Below are 20,534 nucleotides of genomic sequence, written 5' to 3' on the forward strand. Positions count from 1 at the left end.
AAAATATAAAGAGGCTAATACTATGTTAAACATCATAAAAAAATACTTAAACCTAAACAAGTATTATAATCAAAAAGAATTATTTGAAGAGGCTTTTTTATCTCATCCCAATTATCCAAGTTTATATGCAGTTACAGATACATTAAGTTATTTGTCGATTGATAATTTAGCAGTTAAAATTCCCAAAGAACAATTTATTGAATTGCCTGAATATTTTTTGACCATGCATAATGGAGAACTTGTTCTAACTAAAAAAGAAAATTCATCAGTATTAATTGAGAATGAAAAAGGGAAAAGACGCATTATCTCTTCTGATGAATTTTTAAAAGAATGGAGTCAGATTGTTGTTATTATAGGATCAAATATCGAGTTAAATAATATTAAAATAAAAAATGGTTTTTCAAAATGGGTATGGTATTTATTGCCTGTCGTACTATTAGTTTCTTTATCACTTTCTTTATTTAATTTTTCAGCCCTTAGTTTCTCTATGTTAGGGCTAACAATTATGGGGTTATTAGCAAGTGTTTTGATTTTGCAAGAAAAATTTGGAATCAAAACAGAAATTGGATCAAAACTTTGTAACGTAAGCGCCCAAGCTTCATGTGAATCCGTAATAAAATCAAAAAAAAGTGAAATTTTTAAAGGGTTAAGTTTTTATGATTTGCCTATTCTTTTTTTTGGAACTAATTTTTTAGCATTGCTTATAGATCCAATTAATTCAAGCTCATTGATTGTTGGTTTGAGTTTGATTTCAATTCCTTTTTTAGGTTATTCAGTATGGCTTCAAAAAGTGACTTTAAAAAAATGGTGTTTTCTGTGTTTATTAGTATCAGTAGTTATTTTGGCACAAGGAATGCTTATCTTTTTAAATTTAGAACCTTTTAACTATTTCACATTATGTAATTCTTTTGCTTATGTAATATCTTCCATATTGATTACCTCAAGTTGGTTTTTTATCAGACCCATAATGGAAGAGAATATTATGTTGAAAGACAAATTAAATGTTTACAAACGTCTTAAAAGAAATTTTAAAGTGTTTAAATCTTTTAGTAAAAAAGTAGAAGTAGTAGAAGGTTTTGAAAAATTAAAAGGAATTCAATACGGTGATAGTAATGCAACTATTTCATTGACTCTTTTTTTAAGTCCAAGTTGTGGTCATTGTCATAAGGCATTTCAAGATGCATTGGATTTATTCCAAAAAAATAAAAGCAAGGTATATCTCAACATATTGTTTAATGTAAACCCTGAAAACAGCAGCAATGAGTATTTGTCAGTTGTGGAAACTTTATTGGTATTAAATACATCTAATGAAGAGGTGGCTAAAGAAGCTCTAGTAGATTGGCACATTAAAAACATGAGTTTGATAGAATGGAAAGTAAAATGGTCTTCATCGTCATTTGATAAGATAGTGAATGATCAAATGATAAAACAGTATGAATGGTGTTTGGTAAACAATTTCAATTTTACCCCAGTAAAAATTGTTAATGGTGAATTGTTTCCTGATGAATATGAATTGACTGATATAAAATATTTCTTGAATGATTTTGAAGAAGAAAGACAAACATTAAAAAATAAATAAAAATTAAAATACTATAAAAAATATTCTTGGCCAAGAATAGACAGAAATCTCAACTGTCTTTAAATGATTGAGAAAAGTAAATTATTAAACTTTAAATCATGTTAAAAAACATTTTAAACTTAGAAGGTGCTATTGCATTATCTAGCAATGAGCAAAAATCAATTAAAGGAGGAATTACCAAGGTATGTGCTGATGTATGGTCTAATAGCATTTGCTATCCAAAACCTGCGACAGGATGTCCTGTTGAAGATGCAAATGGGAACTCAATCATTGCAGCTTGCGGAAAATGTTGTTATTAATAATAAATTATTAAATCATTAAATCATGTTAAAAAACATTTTAAACTTAGAAGGTGCTCAACAATTATCAAATAAGGAGCAAAAAGAAATTAACGGAGGTATTAATGTATGTCTTAGAACTTTCAGGTATATTGCGACACCAGCTCAGTGTGCAATGGATGGTGGAGTAATCGTTTTAGGTAAATGCATAGTAACAGAAAATATTTGTCTTTAGTTCAAATTTTTCAATTCAAAATTCTTAGAGAGAAAATTTATTTTCTCTCTAATTTTTTCAGAGTGTAGATTTGAAATATTAGTATTACTTTGCCTTCATAATAATAAATCCTTAAATTGAAAAAGTTTCCATCATACATTCAAGCGGATGCGAAAGATTGTGGACCTACCTGTTTAAAAATAGTTTCGAAATACTATGGTAGAACAATTAATATTCAGCAATTACGCGATTATTCTGAAACTACCCGTGAAGGTAGTAATTTACTTTTTTTGAGTGATGCCGCAGATCGTGTGGGCTTTAGAACTTTAGGAGTAAAACTTGATTTAGAAAGCCTTAAAGAGGCGCCTTTGCCTTGTATTTTACATTGGAATAAAGAACACTATGTGGTGCTATATCATGTTAAAAAAGGCAGGTATTATGTTTCTGATCCAGGTTTTGGGTTAATAGAGTATAATGAAAATGAATTTTTGAAATTTTGGATTGGTAACAATGCTGATGACAAAACTCAGGAAGGAGTTGCATTATTGTTAGAAACTACACCCAAATTTTTTGAAACTGATTTTGATAAGGAAGAAAAGAAAGCTTTAGGCTTTGGTATTCTTTATCAATATTTATGGAAATATAAATCCTTTTTAGTGCAGTTAAGTATTGGCTTACTAGCAGGAACTTTATTACAATTAGTTTTTCCATTTCTAAATCAGAGTTTGGTTGATATAGGTATCCAAAATCAAAACATGGGTTTTGTATATCTTATTCTCTTTGCGCAAATTTTTTTATTTGTAGGGAGAACAGGAATCGAACTCATACGAAGTTGGATTCTACTACATTTATCGACAAGAATTAATATATCGTTAATTTCTGATTTTTTCATTAAGCTGATGAATTTGCCAATTTCGTTTTTTGATGTGCGAATGACAGCAGATATCATGCAGCGTATCAATGACCATCGTAGAATTGAAAGAATTTTGACTACTTCATCACTAAATGTGATTTTTTCTGTCATTAACATGATTGTCATGGGTGGGGTTTTGGCCTATTATAATCTTCAGATTTTCTTTATATTTTTTGCAGGTAGTTTATTGTATTTTATCTGGATTACTTTGTTTTTAAAACGTAGAGAAGCCTTGGATTATAAGCGGTTTTCAGAAGTGAGTCAGGAGCAAAGTAAAGTTATGGAGCTTATTAACGGTATGCAGGAAATAAAATTGCATAACGCTGAAAAACAAAAAAGGTGGGGTTGGGAACATGTTCAAGCAAGGTTGTTTAAAGTTTCTATGAAAGGTTTAGTACTTGAACAAACTCAAAGTATAGGGTCTTCTATTATAAATGAATTGAAAAATATCATGATTACTTTTGTTTCAGCAAAATTAGTTATTGATGGGCAGTTGACTTTCGGGATGATGTTAGCAATAAATGGAATCGTCGGTACATTAAATGGTCCAATAGCCCAATTAATTGGTTTTGTTAGAGAATTGCAAGATGCTAAAATATCTTTAGCACGCTTATCAGAGATTCATGAAAAGGAGGATGAGGTACAACAAGAAGAATTTCAAATGCATGAGGTACCAAGTAATCAAGATATTTCTATAAAAAATTTAACTTATAGATATTTAGGTTCAGATGTGCCTGTTCTAGAAGACTTAAGTTTGGTGATTCCTGCTAAGAAAGTAACTGCAATTGTGGGTGTTAGTGGAAGCGGTAAAACTACTTTAATGAAATTACTTTTAAAATTCTATGAACCAGAGAAAGGAGAAGTCCTTGTGGGTAATGCGCCACTTAAAAATATTTCTCAGAGGGCTTGGAGAAATTGTATTGGAGCGGTTATGCAAGAAGGATTTATCTTTAATGATACTATTGCAAATAATATTGCGGTAGGTGTTGATAAAGTCAATAAAGACCGCTTAGTGTATGCAGCAGATGTGGCTAATATTAGCGATTATATTAATGGTCTTCCATTAGGATACAATACTAAAATTGGCTCGGAAGGAGTAGGAATGAGTACTGGGCAAAAGCAGCGATTGCTTATTGCTAGAGCAGTATATAAAAACCCAGAAATGTTGTTTTTTGATGAGGCTACTTCGGCTTTGGATGCTAATAATGAAAAAGTAATTATGAGTAAATTAGATCTTTTTTTCAAAAACAAAACAGTAGTGGTTATAGCGCACCGTTTGAGTACCGTAATGAATGCAGATCAAATTGTAGTACTCGATAAAGGAAAAATCATTGAAATAGGAAGCCATTCTGAATTGGTAGAACAAAAAGGGAATTATTTTGAATTGGTTCGAAATCAATTGCAATTAGGAAATTAATTATGGTACAAGAAAAATACGACACTTCATTTGAGCTAAGAAGCGAAGAAGTTCAAGACATACTTTCAAAAGTTCCACATTGGATGATTCGCTGGGGAACCGTTTTGATTTTTGCTATCATTGTGATGCTCTTTTTTGTGTCTTGGTTTTTGAAATATCCAGATATCGTTAGTACAGAGGTGGTAATTACGACTAATATTCCGCCTGAGAAGATAGTGGCTAAAACTACGGGAAGAATCGAGGCTATTTTAGTAAGAGATAAAGAAGTAACTACAGGGAACACAACACTTGCTATAATTGAGAATAATGCCAATTATAAAGATGTATTTGTTTTGAAGAACTGTATGGAACATTTTGATTTAAACGGAACTACAAAATTTCCTTTTCATTTACTTGATAATGCACAATTAGGAGATGTAGAAAACGCGTATGCTATTTTTCAAAAAGAGTATATTGCCGAGGAGTTAAATTCGCAATTGCAACCTTTCCAATTGGAAAACAATTCGCAACATTTAGAGAATGCTCAGATAAAAGAACGTTTACGATTATTAGAGCAACAAAAAACAATTAATGAAAGTGAATTACAGCTTCAAAAAAATGATGTCAATCGTTATGAAATTCTATATAACAAAGGAGTGGTTTCTACACAGGATCTTGAAAATAAAAAATTAGGATATCTTCAGGCTGACAAGAATTATAGGAGTTTATTGTCTTCAATTTCTCAATTAAAATCATCCTTGATTGATAATACAAGGTCAAGTCAAAGCTCACAAATAAATGGAACAAGAGAAACTGTAAACCTAGATCGTAATGTTACCCAGGCTTTTTACCAATTAAAAAAAGCAATAAAAGATTGGGAATTGACTTATACTTTAAAATCCTCTGTTGGCGGAACTGTTTCTTTTTTGCAAGTTTGGAGTAAAAATCAGACTATCGTTTCAGGAGATAATGTGTTTTCTGTTATACCCACAATAAAAGAAGGTTATGTTGGTAAAGTAAAAGCAGCTTCATTAAATTCTGGTAAAATTAAAGTAGGGCAAAAAGTAAATATTCGCTTGTTTAATTTTCCAGATAGGGAATTTGGTGTTTTGAGTGGTAAAGTAAGTAATATTTCTCTGGTACCAGACAAAGATGGTAATTTACTAATAGATGTGTCTCTGCCAAAAGGATTGGAGTCTTCTTATAAAAAGCAAATCCCTTTTCAGCAAGAGATGAAGGGGTCTGCAGATATTGTGACCGAAGATTTGAGATTAATAGAACGTTTGTTGTATCAATTTAGAGATCTGTTTAATGTACAAAATCAAACCACTACATCTTCAAATAAAAATCCTTAGTTAGATCAATGTATTCTGGAGTGTAAACGTGTCTTGCGGTTTCGATAATTAATTCTTCAATTGGAAAATGTATTGTTTCTTTTCGGCTAAAAGCAAATAATGTACGTTTGATTTCCGTGGTTGGTGTTCCTTTGACGCGAGTGATTTTTAAGGGATATAATTCTTATTCATTGGCTATAGCCAAAAGTTTTCTTCTTCTTTGTAAGGAATGATTACGGAGAACATTCCGTTTTCAGAAAGCAATAAATCTGCGGCTTCGATTAATTCTTCAAAAGGCATTGCATCAGCAAAACGGGCGATATCACGTTGGTCATTTTCTGTTCTGTAATCTTCTGTATAAAAGGGAGGGTTGGATACAATTACATCGTATTGCTGCGCCAGTTCGCTATCGCTCGGTTCGTCTTCCGTTGCTTCAATAAGTTCATCAAAACCTGTAGTCAATCTTTAATAGTACATATCGAGATAACAAACGATATTCTGTAGAAGATACAGAGATATCACTCACATAGTATTCGGTGAATTTTTTAGTATTGAAAAGATTTTTGCCAGAGAGAACAAACGATAATTTATTATCTTTAACAGTGTACTTTGATTCTAAATCTAAAAAGTAATATCGGTTGTTGTTTTTATTTAGGTTGCCAAAAAAGTACCTTTCACTTTGAATATCGACATTGAATTTTTTAGAAAAATTAAAATTCAAATCTAAAAAACTCATATTGTTTGTATTTGTATTTACAATCGATGTCTCCACTTCGCTTGTTGTCCATTTACTACCGATATGATAGTTGAAAATCCCTTTAAAACCTGATCTCAGTTCAAAGCCATAATTGTAATTGTTTGCGATTACTTCCCTTAAGTTGGTGCTATTCACAATGTTTTTATAATTGGATTTCGAATAACTCGAAGTCAGTTTTAGATTGGAACTAATATATTTAATGAAATAATCAGCATTAGTACTCAAACTAAACATATCACGGTTATTGATAATGATTTTTTCTGTTTGCGAATAATTAGGAGCTAAAGTAGTGTTAGTGGAATAAAAATCATGGTCTTTGTTATAAACCGCCGAGAAATTAGCAAAAAACTTATTGCCCCAATTGCCTATGCCATAATTAAAAAAGAATGTGCTCGCGTTAAGCTGGTTTAAGCTAGAAACTCCTTTATCAAAGTTGCGATAACTTGTAAGTACATAATTAGAATAGAGATCAAGAATTTTAGCATTGGTCGTGTTATAAGAATAAGAGGTAACTACTTTGTTATTTTTGTTGATTTCCCAGTTTATGCCAATTTTTGGATTCACAAAAAACGGTTGTTGCTTTTGCTCCTCATTAAAAGAAGAGAAATGATTAATAAGTTGATGTGCATCTATTTGAGCAACAAGGCCATACTTCCCTTTTTTGTATAGATATTTCGATTTAAAATAAAAATCGCTACTGTTGTATTGTACTTGGTTCTGGTAATCTTGCGAAGCTAATGAGCTTGTATTGTTGGTTTCAAAAAACAAGGATGTATTTACAATATCATGACGGAATTTAAAACCCGCTTGTATTTCAAGTAAATTATCGTTCTTTTTTCGGTCTAATAAATGACCATCGATGGCGGCAAATTGCATTTTGTTTTCACTCATTTGCGACAAAGCTTCAGTATTGCTTTGCTTAGGAAATAAATCAGGAAACAAAAACGAATTAATATTATATTGTTGTGGCGATTTCTCATTGATATATCGTCCAGATATAATAAACACTTTTTTGTCGGATATTTTATTGGTAAAAACCAATTTTTGATCAATCAATTGGTTGTCTTCCTTAAGTTTTTCAATGGTAGGATCATTGTTGAATACCAAACTAGACTGACTATCATGTCGACCATTGTTGTACTTACTAGTAAATTCCAACATTTTGGTTTTGGACACATCATAAGTCAAATCTATTTTCCCAAAACCAATCACCTTTTTTTTCTTCAAAGCATAATCTTCGGTATTGGTAAAAGAGGTATTGTTGATTTTGTATGATTGGAATCCATTTCTAAAAAAATCATTTTCATCCCAATTGAAAAAGCCCAAGGTTTTCATTTTAACTTTTGGAGATAATGTAAATATCGTATTAAGCGATGTCATTTCGGCATTATTAAAATTGGTGATTTCTTTTTTCAAAGATGGACTTGTACTATTTAAACTTAGCAAACTATTCGACTGTTCATCATCACCCAAAGTACCTATGTCATCCATTTGAAACGGTCGAATGAGTTGGTCAATATCACCAGTTCCATCAATTCCTGTATTGTTGAGGTTCCCAATGAGGTAGTATTTAGCTTTTTTACCAAAAGACATTAAGTTGGTTCTTAGTTCATATCTATTTTCACTTACCACGCCATAACCCATACTCATGTTGCCAAACCACTGCAATTTTAAATCTTTTTTAAGTTTTAAATTGATCGCTACTTTGTCGCTGTTTTCAATTCCTTTGAGTAATCTATTGTTAGAGTATTTTTGGTAAATTTCTACTTTATCGATTGTGTTTGCATTCAAGTTTTTCGTCAGTAATTTGTAGCCCCGTTCAAAGAAATCGTCACCTTCTACCATTACTTTTTCAATTTCTTTATTTCCTATTTTAATCGTGCCATCGTCACCTACATTCACACCAGGTAAATTTCTTAGTAGATCTTCAACTACAGTTTCATTACCTTTTAAAAATGTTTTCACATTAATCGTAATTGTATCTTTTTTGATAGTTACGGGTCTTTCCGACTGTACAATTACTTCTTTGAGGACTAGTTGCTCGTTACTTAACACTGCGTTTTGTACAGATGCTTTATTGGGCTCTATTTCTACTGAAAAAGTAGCCGTTTTGTAGGACATGGCACTAAAACTAAGCTCAAAGGTTCCTGTTTTTTTTGTTGTCAGACTGTAATTCCCGTCTTTATCAGAAGTGGTATAAGCAGCAATTGCATTGCTCCCGGTTGGCTTTATATATACATTCACAAACGGAATGGGATTTTTTACAATGTCATGTATGTGACCTGTCAGAGTCGATTGTGCTTGTATGGTAAAACTTAGTAAAAGGAGAAAGAGAAATTTGTTCATTTTCGTATCGTCGTATTAGAATGTAATACGTTATTTTTATTTTATGTCATCGAAACTTTTTTCAATAAAATCATTTTCATCAACTCCTTTTGTTTCAGTTTTTGTACTAGTTATTTTTACATCTCTAGGTAAAGAAGTTCTTATTTTCATTGAAATATCTTCTTCTGTTTTTTTTACATAGCAATAGACTTGTCTTTAGCATTGATAGGTGTAGTGTATTTTTTAACAATAAATTTATCTTGATTTATTTAGTGTTACATTTTTAGTAAAAAACATAAATGTTTTTGTTTAGCTTGCGCTTCCAATTATTATACCAGGCAATCCGTTTAATTTCCATGGAACAAAACTTAGTGGAATTTCATTGGTAAACCATACCGTATGAACTCTATCACGAAATTTCCCCATGGCTTTTTGACATAGAAACTAACTTATCATTTTTGTTTCTTCACTTACTTCCCAATCAATAATTCTCGTTTTATCTTTTACATAGAGCGTGTCATTTATATTTCATAATCCTACATAAAGATAAAAATTTTCAATAATTAAACCTTCTTTTAAATTGGTAAGCATCCCTAATGCATCTGGGATTGTAGAATCTAGTTGAAACTTAAATCGACTTCATTCTTTTTATCATTGAACTTAACAGCAACCCTTTTTATAGTTTTCTTAAATAAATTTTCAGTTTGAAAAATTGAAAGGGGTTGATTTGTAATAACCTCCATTATTTACATTACATGAATATACAATTTCACTTGTCGAATTTTGACAAAGTAGATAAAAGGGTAATAACAGAAAAGTGAGTAATAATTTCATAGTTTTTTAACGTCTTTTCCTATGTTATGTGTTCGTAATGTTTTAATTTTTAAATATTTACACCTTAATCTAATTCAATTCCTTTTTTTAAAATAGGTGTAGATACATTTATTTTCAAACGCTCTCCTTTTGAAACTTTACTTTCCAAAATTTTAGCTCGCTCTTCCAACTTAGCTTTTTGCTTGATCAATTGTGCACTAGTAATTATTTTGGCTTCTTCCCTTGATATTAAATTGTATTTAGGATCTATACCATTTACTTCACTTTGAAAAGGGATTTCTATTTTTTTAACAGAAAAAATCACTTCATTTTTGGAATCCGAAAGTTCAATAATTAATCCAGGTAGTCCTTTAAATTTCCATGGACCCAACGGAATTGGAATAGAAATAGCGTACCATGCAGTGTATGAGCGTCCTCTAAAGTCGCAAGTCGCTTTGAAACAAACTAAATTACCTATTTTTTTTTCTTCGTTTACTAGCTCCCATTCTTGTTTTGTTCCATTTTCAAAAATAACTTCATTACCACCTACAGTATACAAGACCACTTTTTTTAAATCATTAAAAATAGCATAATTAGTAGTGTCTGATTTTTTGATAATTATTGAGGTGTTATTATCGTTCACTTTGTTTTCAGTAACTCTATCTCCAATATCTTTACTATTATAATTAAATCTCGAAAAAGAGTCATTAAACAATAATGAAGCGGTATAGTTATCATATGAAGTTCCTGAATAAATCATCATTTCATAGTCTATTTTCCCAGCAGAAATAAAGTTTTGAGAGAAACTATTTACTCCACAAAAAAGTAAAAAAAGAATTTTGTTTATATTCATAACTATTTTTTAAGTTAGCCCTAACTGTAAAGTTAGGGCTTTTATATTATTTAACCTTGGGCCATCTCTACAAGACTAGCACGTAGCTTTTTGCCAGCAGCAACAGCTCCTGCACATGAAGCTGTAACTGAGCCTGAAACAGTAGTTGACACTTCTCCGCCCACTACACCAGGTATACCACCACTTACAGTAACAGTAACTGTCATTGTAATAGTTACGGTACAAGCCTCATCAAGTGATTGATTGTTTACATCTTCTATGATTTCATTGGTATGATTTTTAAAATCATTGATGGAATTAAAATTGTAAACTGTTTTAGCATCAGCAGTTTGAATAGATATAGATGCTTTTTCTGTTCTTACCTCATTCATTGAATTCAAAGTAGGATCAATAGTGTTTGCAGACCCTGTAAAAGAAAACATAATTGTAGCCACTAGGCCAAATAATAATTTTTTCATATTTTTGTTTTTTAATTATTTGCAGTCATACTTTATGTCGTCGAAAACATTTTTGAAGTATGGCTGTTTTTTTGTGGTTGATTTTTTTATCAGAAATGTTACCAAACCAACTCTTTAAAAAGTAACATTAATTTTTGCTTGCAAGCGGTTTATTTAGACGGCTCTATTTTGTGTGTAATTTTACAATCTAGAATCGAGAAAATCTTTTTGATTAACACGATAGTTTTAAAAACTAATCTGTTTTTTGGCACTTTTGTATTGATGCCTATTGTTGTATTAAATTCTATTGATTACTTGTTTAAAAAGCTGATGTAAAGCAAAATTCAAACTTTTTGGTTTCTTATTATTTTCCAATTACCTATAGACTGATAAAAGATAGAATTTTTTGTTTGATCTATTAAATCTTACCTATTAGATATCTTTAAAAGAAATTTATAGGACAAAGATATTACTGAAGTAGAGTTTAGCTTTACACTTAAAGTGTAAATGAAGTTAAATAATAGACAAGTCAGAAATAATTAAGTTTTTGTGCTTTTTTTATTAATTTGTATCTGGTTTTGTTTGTGCTTTATTCCAATTTAATTGATTGTGAGTTAAAAAAAGGTTGTTTTTGTATTTATTTAAAATAGAATTTTTATTTTTTAAGATTTAGTTACACTGGAGACATTCTTCAAAGGGTCATTTTTTTGGATTTTAGTCCTGCATAGTTAAAACATAAACTACCTTTCCCTTTTAATCTTGCTATATATTTATTGATCGGTTAACTCAATTAATATGCATCATTTTCTATTTTTTTTAAAAAAAATCGTGCAATTTACACTGAGCTTTACTCCTGATAGAAGAATTTTTTAATTAGCTTTTTAATTTCTTAAGATTAGAGCATTTATTTAGGATTCATTTCTCACTTGTTATTTATATTTTTGGGGGCTATATAAGTTGATAATATACATGAAATAAAATACAATTGCATTTTATTTTATGAATATTATGTAAGAAGGGAACTAAGTAATTTTAGAAAAGGACTTTACTGTTCTTTTTTTATAAATAGTTTTACCTTTTCTATCAAGAGTAGTATTTGTTAGTTGAGTGTAGTTAAAGTCTTTACATCTTCAAATAAAAATCCTTTGTCAAGGCAATATATTCTGGAGTGTAAACGTGTCTTGCGGTTTCGATAATCAATTCGTCAACTGCAAAATTAGTAGTTTCTTTTCGAGTAAAAGCTAATAAGCTGCGTTTGATTTCAGTGGTTGGTGATCCTTTTACACGAGTAATTTTTAAGGGATATAACTCGTATTCATTGGCCAAAGCAATAAAGTTTTCTTCTTCTCTGTAAGGAATGATTACGGCGAATATTCCGTTTTCAGAAAGTAATAAATCGGCGGCTTCAATCAATTCGTCAAAAGGCATGGCATCAGCAAAACGGGCGATATCACGCTGCTCATTTTCCGTTTTGTAATCTTCGGTGTAAAAAGGTGGGTTGGAAACAATTATATCGTACTCGTCTTCGGGTTCTTCAACAAATTCATCTAGACCAGCATGATAACAAAATAAGCGATCGCTCCAAGGCGAATTTTCGAAATTATCGGTTGCTTGTTCATGCGCATCCTCGTCAATCTCTAAAGCATCAATTTGTTCAGCGTTGCTTCGTTGTGCTAGCATCAGGGCAATGATTCCAGTTCCAGCTCCAATATCTAAAATACTAAAAGGATTATTGGTTATAGGAGTCCAAGCGCCAAGAAGAACTCCATCGGTTCCAATTTTCATAGCACAACGGTCTTGCTCAACAGCAAATTGTTTGAATGTAAACATAAATTAAAATTCCAATTTTTTAAATTCCAAATTCCAATACTTTTTGAGATAAATTCCAAACTTGAGGACGTTATTACTTTTTGTTAGAATCTCAGATTTAAATATTAGGATTTATTTTTGTTATAATTGCGGATAAAATTTTTCTTAATTCCTCAACTTCATATAGAAGTGATTCTGATATTTCTTTATGTTCTGGATTCAGCGCATTTAATAAGCGAATCCAATATATTGATTCTTTAGCTTCTTTTCTTGCGATTTTTAAACGAAAGACTAAGTCTTTGTCTCCAAGCTTCTCATTTGCCTCTATGTAATTAGCTCCAATTGATCCAGAGGACCTTACTAATTGCTTACTATCTTCAATATTTGAAATAGTTTTATGTAGTTTTTGAACATACAATCTACACTCTTTAGCGAACAAAAAAGTTCTTTCTTCAAGGTTATAAGGTTTTTCCATAATTTTGGCAAATTCCGAATAAATGATAAATTCCACAATAGAAGAATATGCTCTTCAAAATTCGTTAAGTAATCAAATTTAGGTTAAATATTCGAACTTCTACAACGAAATTATAAATTAGAATCCTTTTTTTGGAACTTACTTTTTGGGTTGGAATTTGGAATTTATTTTTTGGAATTTCAACTAAAGGTACATTTCAATTAATCCTTCTGGTAAATCCATGATTACTTTTTTGTTTTCACGATCAATTTTAACTAAGAAATGGTCAATCATAGGGATTAAGATTTCTACACTACCATTTAAAACCTCAAATAAGGGTTGTGCAGTGGTGTCATTGATAGATTCTATTTTACCAACGATTCCTAGGCGTTTGTCTTCAACTTCAAAACCAATTACTTCGTGGAAATAAAACTTGTTACCGGTTAGTTTTGGCAACATTTTCAAGGGTAAATACAAATCATTGCCTATCAATGCATCGGCTTCTTCTTCGGTATTTGTATCTTCAAAACGGATTCGTAAAAAATCGTTTTTGTGCAGCGAACTGCTTTCAATAAAAAAAGGAACCAAGTGTTTGTTGCATTCAACAAACACTGATTCCAAGTTTTCGTATAACTCAGGTTCGTCCGTGTCTAAATAGGCAAGAACTTCCCCTTTGAAACTAAATTTTTTAGCGATTTTACCTAAGTAGAAACAGTCTTCTTTACGCATCGTCGCCTTATAAATTATGCTTCAGTAGTTTCGTTGTTTTCTTCAGCAGCAGGAGCCTCTTCAGCAACTTCTTCAGCAGCTGGAGTTGCAGCAGCAATAGCATCTGCTTCTGCTTGTGCAGCAGCAGCTAAACGTTTTGCATTTACTTCTTGTTCTGCTTTGAAAGCTTTAGCTTTATCAGCAGCTTGAGCTTTAGTCAAACCTTCTTTTTTAGCGTCAACTTTACCAGCTTTAGCTTCTAACCAAGCCGCTAATTTTGCATCAGCTTGCTCTTGTGTTAAAGCACCTTTACGAATACCTCCATCAAGGTGGTGTTTCAATAAAGCACCTTTGTAAGAAAGAATTGCTTTTGCAGTATCTGTGGGTTGTGCACCATTGTGTAACCATTTTACTGCGCTTTCAAGGTTTAACTCGATAGTCGCTGGGTTAGTGTTAGGATTGTAAGTACCAATTTTTTCTAGGTATTTACCATCTCTTTTTGAGCGTGCATCTGCAGCTACAACCCAGTAAAAAGGTTTTTGTTTTTTACCGTGTCTTTGTAATCTAATTTTTACTGACATAATCTTGTGATTAAATTTTGAGGTACTCGACCTCGATTAATTAAGGGTGCAAAGATACATTTTTTATTCAAAATTACTACTGTGAATTTTAAAATAATGTAAAGGAATAGGTTAGGTGGTTTTGTTATGATTTTTGGGTCAATACATTTCTATTTCTTTCAACAATTAAAATTTGTTAAATAATTTTTTTAATCTGTTCTTTTTGAAATGAAATAGGATAGTTTTAGAAAAACAAAGACCAGTTTGCTGTATTTATTTCTTAGTTTTAAAAACGCAAATTAAAAATAAAATCATAAATAAGCTAATATATAGTAGATTAGAGAAAAATAGCAGTACATTTGTTGTATTATTTAAATAAGTACATATGAATATTTTTGTTGGAAGCCTTCCATTCAGTATTGAGGAAGCAGATTTAAGAGAGTCTTTCGAGGCTTACGGAGCAGTTGATTCAGTTAAAATTATCTCAGATAAATTTACAGGAAGAAGTAAAGGATTCGGTTTTGTTGAGATGCCAAATGATGATGAAGCTCAAAAAGCAATTGACGAGTTGAACGGTGCTACTGTTCAAGGACGTGCAATTGTAGTAAACAAATCTGAGCCTAAACCAGAAGGTGAAAGAAGAAGTTTTAATAACAACCGTGGAGGTGACTCACGTGGTGGTTATGGTGGAAACAGCCGTGGTGGAGACAACCGTGGTGGTGGAAACAGAGGAGGATATTAATATTTTTTTCTAGCTATAAAAAAAGGTGTCAATGAAAATTGACACCTTTTTTGTTTTTATAGGTTTGCAACAAGCCAGTCGCCTACTTCGCTTGTTTTGTAAGCTTTGTTTCCTTTGCTGACTAAATCCTCCGTTACTATTCCTTGTTCAAGGGAACTATTTACAACTGCTCTTATGGCTTCTGCTTCTTCTTTTAATCCAAAAGCGTCTTCAAACATCATTGCTGCGGATAAAATTGTTGCCAGCGGATTTGCAATATTGAGGCCTGTTGCTTGAGGATATGATCCGTGAATGGGTTCGTATAAAGAAGTATGTTCGCCCACAGATGCAGAAGGCATTAATCCCATAGATCCTGATATTACCGAAGCTTCATCCGTTAATATATCACCAAATAAATTTTCAGTAATCAACACATCATAAGAATTGGGCCATTGCACTAATCGCATTGCTACGGCATCAACAAATTCATAGGAAACTGTAACTTCAGGATAGTCTTTTTCCATGGCTTGAACGGTTTCTCTCCATAGCCTGGAAGTTTCCATAACATTAGCTTTGTCTACACAACATAGTTTTTTAGAACGGCTCATGGCCAATTCAAAGCCTTTTTTTGCCAGTCGTTTCACTTCTGCTCTGGTATAGGTGCACGTATCGTACGCGGTTTCGCCTTCGTCTAATCTTCCTTTTTTTCCAAAATAGATCCCACCAGTTAATTCTCTTAGGAAAATCAAGTCGGTTCCCTCTATGCGTTCTCGTTTCAAAGGAGAATTGTCAATCAAAGACGGGAAAGTAAAAGTTGGTCTCACATTTGCAAATAAGCCTAATTTTTTTCGCATGAGTAATAGTCCTTGTTCTGGTCGGACCGTTGCGGTTGGGTCATTGTCGTATTTTGGATGACCAATAGCTCCAAACAGTACTGCATCTGCAGCAAGACAAATTTCATGGGTTTCATCTGGATAAGGCACACCAACAGCATCAATAGCACATGCGCCTGTTAATGCTGGGGTCCAAGTGATTTCATGATTGAATTTTTTTGCAATGGCGTCAGAAACTTTTACGGCTTCGTTGATTACTTCGGGTCCAATTCCGTCTCCGGCTAAAAGGGCTATGTTTAATTTCATTTTTTAAGTATTTATTATTTAAGGTTCAAGGATTCAAAGGTTCAAAGATTCAAAGATTCAAAGGATCAAAGATTTAAAGATTCAAAGTCAAAGCAACAAAGAAAAACTTTGAACCTTTGCCACTCTTAGCCATTATACCTTTAATTAGATACTACATTTAGCATTTTTTGTGTTGCAATAATTGCTGCTACGGTTTGGTCAGAATCTAATCCTCGTGTTTTAAACTCTTTTCCTCCGTTGGTCCATGTTATGATGGTTTCACATAAGGCATCAGAACTACTTCCGGGTGGGATTCGTACTGCATAATCTATTAAATGTGGAAGCTCAAGGTTTTTACTTTTATATATTTTGGCTAAGGCATTCATAAAAGCATCAAATTGTCCATCACCTTGTGCATGTTCTTCTATGATTTCACCATACATTTTTAATGATAAAGTGGTTGATGGTCGCATGCCTTTTGCATGAGATAATATATAGGATTCTACAATTATTTTATCTTGGTAGGTTTGGCTGTCTAAAACATCAGATATAATATAGGGCAAGTCCTCTTTAGTTACTGTTTCTTTTTTGTCTCCAAGTTCTATAATGCGTTGCGTAACTAATTTTAAATCCTCAGGGTTTAATTGAAGGCCTAATTCCTGAAGATTCTTTTCAATATTAGCTTTGCCAGAAGTTTTTCCAAGAGCATACTTTCTTTTTCGACCAAAACGTTCCGGTAATAAATCATTAAAATAAAGGTTGTTTTTATTGTCTCCGTCAGCATGAATTCCGGCTGTTTGGGTAAATACATTATCGCCTACTATAGGTTTGTTTGCAGGAATTCTATATCCTGTAAAAGTTTCGACCAACTTACTCACAGAATATAAAGATGATTCTTTTACGCCAATAGCTATTTCTGGAAAAAAGTCATTGATTACGGCAACGGCACTTTCTAGTGGTGCATTTCCTGCACGCTCCCCCATACCATTTACGGTAACATGCAAACCATGAATTCCAGCTTTTATAGCTTCCATAACATTGGCAATGCTTAAATCATAATCATTGTGGGCATGAAAATCAAAATGGATAGAAGGATATCGAGTTGTGATTTTCGAAATGAACTCAAATGTTTCTGATGGGATCAATACTCCCAATGTATCTGGAAGTAAGATTCTTTTCACGGGCTGTTGTGTTAGGAAATCTAAATATTGAAACACATATTCAGGAGAATTACGCATGCCGTTGCTCCAGTCTTCTAGATATACATTTGTAGAAATGTTATTTTCTTGGGCTAATGCAATGGCTGCAGTAATTTCATCAAAGTGTTCTTGGGGAGTTTTTTTTAACTGATGCGTTAGATGATTCAAGGATCCTTTGGTTAATAAATTTTGAACTTTAGCACCTGTTTTTTTCATCCATTCAATAGATAATCCGCCATCTACAAAGGTGAGCACTTCTATTCTTTCTGTATAATTTTGTTTATTGGCCCAGGCCATAATGCCTTTTACTCCCTGAAATTCTCCGTCGCTCACTCGTGCAGAGGCAATTTCTATACGGTCAATATTTAATTCTTCGATCAATAATTGTGCAATGGTCAATTTTTCTGCAGCAGAAAAGGATACTCCTGAGGTTTGTTCACCATCACGGAGCGTTGTGTCCATTATTTCAATTTTTCTTTTCATCATTATAAATTTGGAACTCAAAAAACCAACTTTTTACTAGCTGTATTTTTAGGTTTTACGATAGTGCTTCGTATTTGATTTTGTACTTAAAAGGGACGTGTGTTTGCAAATTCTTTAATATCTTTTTTCATGTTTTGTAGGTAATCAATATCATCAAAACCGTTGACCATGTTGTTCTTTTTGTAGCCGTTAATGGCAAAAGATTCTTGCTGACCTGTGGTTAACAAGGTTAAGGTTTGATTTGGTAAGTTGATTTCTAGTTGCGTAGAAGGATCTTCGGCAATGGCTTTAAAAATAGAATCGGCAAATTCGGGGCTCACCTGCACAGGCAAAACGCCAATATTCAAACAGTTTCCTTTAAAGATATCTGCAAAAAAACTAGATACAACTGCTCTAAATCCGTAATCATATACCGCCCATGCGGCGTGTTCACGAGAAGAACCAGAGCCAAAATTTTTTCCGCCCACTAAAATTTTACCGCTATAAGTACTGTTATTTAAAACAAAATCTTCTTTAATAGATCCGTCAGGGTTGTATCTCCAGTCTCTAAAAAGATTGTCGCCAAAACCCTCTCGAGTAGTGGCTTTTAAGAAACGAGCTGGAATAATTTGATCCGTATCTACGTTTTCTATAGGTAGGGGTACCGCAGTGCTCGTTAGTATATTGAATTTATCGTATGCCATTTTTATTTTTTATTAGCTCCCAACCCTCGAATGGGAAGTTGTTGGAGGCGAAAGTTATTTTCTTTAATTGTACTATTTACTATGTTGGGAATTCCCCCTTTGTGGTTAGGAGGCTACATTAATTTTCTTGGATCTGTTAAAACTCCAGTAACTGCAGCAGCTGCAGCCATAATTGGGCTAGCCAATAGCGTTCTTGAACCAGGACCTTGACGACCTTCGAAGTTTCTGTTTGATGTACTTACAGCATATTTTCCTGCAGGAACTTTATCATCGTTCATGGCCAAGCAGGCAGAACAACCCGGCTGACGCAATACAAAACCAGCATCTGTTAAAATGTCTAGAAGACCTTCCTCTTTAATCTGTGCTTCCACAACGTGAGAACCTGGAACCAACCAAGCGGTAACATTGTCTGCTTTTTTTCTACCTTTTACAATTTCTGTAAAAGCTCTAAAATCTTCAATACGACCGTTAGTGCAGCTTCCTAAGAAAACATAATCAATTGGTTTGCCTATCATTACATCATCTTCTTGGAATCCCATATAAGCTAACGATTTTTTGTAGGTGTCGGCTCCACCTTCTACTTGACTTGCATTTGGAATAGTTGCTGAAATAGCAATTCCCATCCCTGGATTTGTACCGTAAGTAATCATGGGTTCAATAGATGCTGCATTTATATTTAGTTCAGCATCAAAAACGGCGTCAGCATCGGTTTTTAAGGTTTCCCAATATGCAACTGCTTTTGTCCAAGCTTCGCCTTTTGGGGCATATAATCTTCCTTCAAGGAAATCAAATGTTTTTTGATCTGGAGCTATCATGCCACCTCGAGCACCCATTTCGATACTTAGGTTACAAACAGTCATACGGCCTTCCATAGACATTTCTTCAAAAACATTTCCTGCGTACTCAACAAAATACCCTGTTCCGCCAGAAGTGGTCAGTTGGGATATGATATACAATGCCACATCTTTTGGCCCTACACCTTTGCTTAAAGTTCCGTTTACATTGATGCGCATTTTTTTTGGTTTGGGTTGCATGATGCATTGGGTTGCCAAAACCATTTCGACCTCCGAAGTTCCTATTCCAAAAGCGATAGCGCCAAAGGCACCGTGCGTAGAGGTGTGGGAATCTCCACAAACAATAGTAGCTCCCGGAAGTGTAATTCCGTTTTCAGGTCCTACAACATGCACAATTCCGTTTTTGTGATGTCCCAGTCCCCAATGAGAGATTCCATGAGCGGCTGCGTTGTCCTCTAAAGCTTGCAACTGGTTTGCAGACAACGGATCTTGTACGGGTAAATGTTGGTTTATGGTTGGGGTGTTGTGATCTGCAGTTGCAAATGTACGTTCTGGATATAAAACGGGTATTCCTCTTTCTTTTAAACCTAAAAAAGCTACTGGACTGGTAACTTCATGAATGAAATGACGGTCAATAAAAAAAATATCGGGCCCATCTTCTATTTTGCGCACCACGTGTGCATCCCATACTTTGTCAAATAATGTAGTACTCATTGTATCAATTTTAGTTTTATGGCCAAATAGGCCTTAGGATAATCAAGAACGCAAAACTAAAAAAAGGAGTTAATGTATATTTTTGATTTTTCTAATTTATACGATGCCCAAAATCCCAACCGAATATTTCATAACTAAATTTCGTCTTTTTGACTTCTTTTTTTTAAGTGTGGTTTTTATTTTGATAAAATGTATCGTCGTTTTTTTTAATTTTTGATATTTATTGAATAGTTAGTATTTGTATCTTTCAAGTGGTTTGGATTGAGAATATTTAATTAAATTAGGTTAAAATTAATTTTTTTTTCAATTTTAAATTCGTTTTTTTTGACTTTTGACGAAGCTTTTTTTAAACCTAATTTTAGGAATAAGTTGGTTGTTTTTCATTTGTATTT

17 protein-coding genes and 2 pseudogenes are annotated in these 20,534 nt (G+C 32.8%); 6 read left to right on the forward strand and 13 right to left on the reverse strand.

Annotated features, from left to right (window positions below; genetic code table 11):
• Positions 1 to 22: 22 nt before the first annotated feature.
• The 5 genes from LQ189_RS00315 to LQ189_RS00335 all read left to right on the forward strand — a co-directional run bounded on the left by LQ189_RS00315 (position 23) and on the right by LQ189_RS00335 (position 5,735).
• Positions 23 to 1,579: a vitamin K epoxide reductase family protein gene (locus LQ189_RS00315; RefSeq protein WP_230153810.1), complete on the forward strand. Its 1,557-nt coding sequence runs from the start codon at positions 23 to 25 to the stop codon at positions 1,577 to 1,579.
• Between the two features lie 98 nt (positions 1,580 to 1,677).
• Positions 1,678 to 1,878 (forward strand): hypothetical protein, encoded by a 201-nt coding sequence (locus tag LQ189_RS00320; RefSeq protein WP_230153811.1) that lies wholly within the window; start codon positions 1,678 to 1,680, stop codon positions 1,876 to 1,878.
• Between the two features lie 25 nt (positions 1,879 to 1,903).
• Complete coding sequence (locus LQ189_RS00325; RefSeq protein WP_230153812.1) at positions 1,904 to 2,092, forward strand: hypothetical protein; 189 nt, start codon at positions 1,904 to 1,906, stop codon at positions 2,090 to 2,092.
• A 116-nt stretch (positions 2,093 to 2,208) separates the two neighbouring features.
• A complete protein-coding gene (locus LQ189_RS00330; RefSeq protein ID WP_230153813.1) occupies positions 2,209 to 4,401 on the forward strand; it encodes a peptidase domain-containing ABC transporter in 2,193 nt (730 codons plus the stop codon).
• 2 nt (positions 4,402 to 4,403) lie between these two features.
• Complete coding sequence (locus tag LQ189_RS00335) at positions 4,404 to 5,735, forward strand: HlyD family secretion protein (RefSeq protein ID WP_230153814.1); 1,332 nt, start codon at positions 4,404 to 4,406, stop codon at positions 5,733 to 5,735.
• On the opposite strand, the pseudogene LQ189_RS00340 reads toward LQ189_RS00335, so the two are convergent.
• The 9 genes and pseudogenes from LQ189_RS00340 to LQ189_RS00380 form a co-directional block, all read right to left on the reverse strand.
• A pseudogene (locus LQ189_RS00340) lies at positions 5,710 to 6,167 on the reverse strand (tRNA (adenine-N(6)-)-methyltransferase); the annotation flags it as partial. The gene LQ189_RS00335 and the pseudogene LQ189_RS00340 overlap by 26 nt on opposite strands.
• The gene (locus LQ189_RS00345) at positions 6,160 to 8,817 is read right to left on the reverse strand and encodes a carboxypeptidase-like regulatory domain-containing protein (RefSeq protein WP_230153815.1); all 2,658 of its coding nucleotides are present in this window, start codon (positions 8,815 to 8,817) and stop codon (positions 6,160 to 6,162) included. The gene LQ189_RS00345 and the pseudogene LQ189_RS00340, both read right to left, overlap by 8 nt.
• Before the next feature lie 288 nt (positions 8,818 to 9,105).
• Positions 9,106 to 9,228: pseudogene (locus tag LQ189_RS00350) on the reverse strand (GLPGLI family protein); the annotation flags it as partial.
• 466 nt (positions 9,229 to 9,694) lie between these two features.
• Positions 9,695 to 10,462 carry a GLPGLI family protein gene (locus LQ189_RS00355; protein ID WP_230153817.1) on the reverse strand — a complete coding sequence of 256 codons (768 nt, stop codon included), beginning with the start codon at positions 10,460 to 10,462 and terminating at the stop codon, positions 9,695 to 9,697.
• Positions 10,463 to 10,512: 50 nt separating this feature from the next.
• The gene (locus LQ189_RS00360) at positions 10,513 to 10,920 is read right to left on the reverse strand and encodes a hypothetical protein (RefSeq protein ID WP_230153818.1); all 408 of its coding nucleotides are present in this window, start codon (positions 10,918 to 10,920) and stop codon (positions 10,513 to 10,515) included.
• Positions 10,921 to 12,021: 1,101 nt separating this feature from the next.
• Entirely contained in the window at positions 12,022 to 12,729 is a 708-nt protein-coding gene (locus LQ189_RS00365; RefSeq protein ID WP_230153819.1) for a tRNA1(Val) (adenine(37)-N6)-methyltransferase, read from the reverse strand.
• A 97-nt stretch (positions 12,730 to 12,826) separates the two neighbouring features.
• Positions 12,827 to 13,183 carry a four helix bundle protein gene (locus tag LQ189_RS00370; RefSeq protein WP_230153820.1) on the reverse strand — a complete coding sequence of 119 codons (357 nt, stop codon included), beginning with the start codon at positions 13,181 to 13,183 and terminating at the stop codon, positions 12,827 to 12,829.
• Between the two features lie 183 nt (positions 13,184 to 13,366).
• A complete protein-coding gene (gene rimM / locus LQ189_RS00375) occupies positions 13,367 to 13,891 on the reverse strand; it encodes a ribosome maturation factor RimM (RefSeq protein ID WP_086454733.1) in 525 nt (174 codons plus the stop codon).
• A 14-nt stretch (positions 13,892 to 13,905) separates the two neighbouring features.
• Positions 13,906 to 14,451 (reverse strand): 30S ribosomal protein S16, encoded by a 546-nt coding sequence (locus LQ189_RS00380; RefSeq protein ID WP_158728576.1) that lies wholly within the window; start codon positions 14,449 to 14,451, stop codon positions 13,906 to 13,908.
• 364 nt (positions 14,452 to 14,815) lie between these two features.
• Here LQ189_RS00380 and LQ189_RS00385 point away from each other — a divergent pair, with 364 nt between their 5' ends.
• Positions 14,816 to 15,172, forward strand: a complete 357-nt coding sequence (locus tag LQ189_RS00385) for an RNA-binding protein (protein WP_086454735.1) — start codon at positions 14,816 to 14,818, stop codon at positions 15,170 to 15,172.
• Between the two features lie 56 nt (positions 15,173 to 15,228).
• Here the strand turns inward: LQ189_RS00385 and leuB are convergent, their stop codons facing one another.
• The 4 genes from leuB to leuC all read right to left on the reverse strand — a co-directional run bounded on the left by leuB (position 15,229) and on the right by leuC (position 20,142).
• Positions 15,229 to 16,290 carry a 3-isopropylmalate dehydrogenase gene (gene leuB / locus LQ189_RS00390; RefSeq protein WP_230153821.1) on the reverse strand — a complete coding sequence of 354 codons (1,062 nt, stop codon included), beginning with the start codon at positions 16,288 to 16,290 and terminating at the stop codon, positions 15,229 to 15,231.
• 140 nt (positions 16,291 to 16,430) lie between these two features.
• Positions 16,431 to 17,954, reverse strand: coding sequence for an alpha-isopropylmalate synthase regulatory domain-containing protein (locus LQ189_RS00395; protein WP_230158590.1), 1,524 nt, complete (start codon positions 17,952 to 17,954; stop codon positions 16,431 to 16,433).
• Positions 17,955 to 18,037: 83 nt separating this feature from the next.
• Entirely contained in the window at positions 18,038 to 18,634 is a 597-nt protein-coding gene (gene leuD / locus LQ189_RS00400) for a 3-isopropylmalate dehydratase small subunit (protein WP_230153822.1), read from the reverse strand.
• A 113-nt stretch (positions 18,635 to 18,747) separates the two neighbouring features.
• Complete coding sequence (gene leuC, locus LQ189_RS00405) at positions 18,748 to 20,142, reverse strand: 3-isopropylmalate dehydratase large subunit (RefSeq protein WP_230153823.1); 1,395 nt, start codon at positions 20,140 to 20,142, stop codon at positions 18,748 to 18,750.
• Between the last annotated feature and the right edge of the window lie 392 nt (positions 20,143 to 20,534).

The organism is Flavobacterium sp. CECT 9288 (genome assembly GCF_918731615.1).
Classification (GTDB): Bacteria; Bacteroidota; Bacteroidia; order Flavobacteriales; family Flavobacteriaceae; genus Flavobacterium.